Here is a 1,701-nt window from a genome sequence, read left to right as displayed (position 1 = left end):
GTCATTAACAAATGATAATGTCTTAATAAATAACAAATGAAAATGTCCCATAACTACGTTACTCTAATCTTATTGGATTGGAGAGATAGAATGGGAGCAGAATTAACTATGTTTGAAAACAAAAAATATGAAGTCATAAAAAAAGTATGTAATGGTCAGTGTTCAAAGGAGCGGGCAGAGATTGAACTAGATTTATCCCGTAGGCAGATTAACCGATTGGTTAATCGCTATAAAACGCAAGGAAAAAAAGGTTTTAAGCATGGGAACAAGGGACGAACTCCCGCTACAACGTTGTCAAAAGAAACCCAACAAAAGATTATTCGACTCTACAGAAAGAAATATGATGGTTTTAATTTGTTCCATTTTACAGAAAAACTGCAGGAGGAAGAACAAGTAACCGTCTCTTATACGACCGTTCGCAATTTATTATATCAAAAACATATTCTTTCTCCTCGTGCTTCTAAAAAAACACAACGAACGAAGCGCAAAGAATTAAAAGAGAAAGAACGGTCTGACCAACTACTAACAAAGAAAGAGAGCCAAGTTTTAAATGAATTAGAATACGTAGATCCTGTGAAAGCTCATCCTAGCCGCTCACGAAAGAAATATAAAGGTGAACAGCTTCAAATGGACGCTTCAAGACACGATTGGTTTCAAAACGGAAAATATGCGCATCTCCACGCTGCTATAGATGACGCCACTGGAATCGTGGTTGGGGCTTACTTTGATAAAGAAGAAACATTAGATGCCTATTACGAAGTAACACATCAGTGTCTGACTACCTACGGTATTCCGTATAATATTTTGACGGATAATCGAACCATCTTTCACTATAAACAAGAAAAGAGCCCTTCAGAAGAGAAGGACACTTTTACACAATATGGATATGCCTGCCATAACTTGGGAATAGAGTTAACCACAACAAGTATTCCTCAAGCAAAAGGAAGAATTGAACGATTATGGAATACCCTCCAAGATCGTCTCCTAAATGAAATGGCCTTAAAAAATATCCAATCCATTGAAGAAGCAAACCAATTTTTGAAACATTATATTCCTACATATAACGCCAAATTTGCTTTACAGCTAAACGATACCAAAAGTGTTTTTGAAAAGCTACCAAAAGATATCCATTTAGATTATATACTGGCTCGCTTTTCACACCGAGTTGTCCAGAGGGGACACGCACTCAAATATCAGAACAAGTTATATCATTTATATGATCAAAATCAGCACGTCTTATTGGCCCCAAAAACGAAGTTAATGATTATTCATACTAAAGAAAATCAACTGTATGCTAGTCATCAGGATTCACTTTTCATGTTAAAAGAAATTCCGCTTCACGAAAAAGTTTCAAAAGAATTCGATAAGCCAATCGAACGTAAAAAGATGCAGGTGCATATCCCTCCAATGAGCCATCCTTGGAAAAAAGCATCTTATGATCGCTATCTTCGGAAGAAAAACCAAAAGGAAGCTCTGAAAACCAATTCTAGAACATGAATACAAGTTTTTAACTAGAAAATAGATTTAGAACGCTAATTTCAGTTGATTCAGAAAATGGCTTCGTGGTTTTCGAAGCCATTTCCTGAATCAACTTTACCAAGCGTAGCGCGGTAGTTTTGCCAGGAATAGGATCAACGAAATAATGACAGTGAACCTAACTCAAATTTGAATAAAATCGGGACATTTTCATTTATCATTGAC

Annotated in this window: 1 protein-coding gene; it reads left to right on the top strand. The window is 36.0% G+C overall.

The genetic code is table 11. The features are described 5' to 3' along the window. Window positions 1-90 precede the first annotated feature (90 nt). Window positions 91-1,497 carry an ISNCY family transposase gene (locus tag HW423_RS10835; RefSeq protein ID WP_218931893.1) on the top strand — a complete coding sequence of 469 codons (1,407 nt, stop codon included), beginning with the start codon at window positions 91-93 and terminating at the stop codon, window positions 1,495-1,497. Window positions 1,498-1,701 lie beyond the last annotated feature (204 nt).

Source organism: Ruoffia halotolerans, assembly GCF_014049385.1.
GTDB classification, from domain to species: Bacteria; Bacillota; Bacilli; order Lactobacillales; family Aerococcaceae; genus Ruoffia; species Ruoffia halotolerans.
The sequence above is the reverse complement of the archived record's forward strand: the minus strand, read 5'-3'. Positions and strand labels throughout refer to the sequence as shown.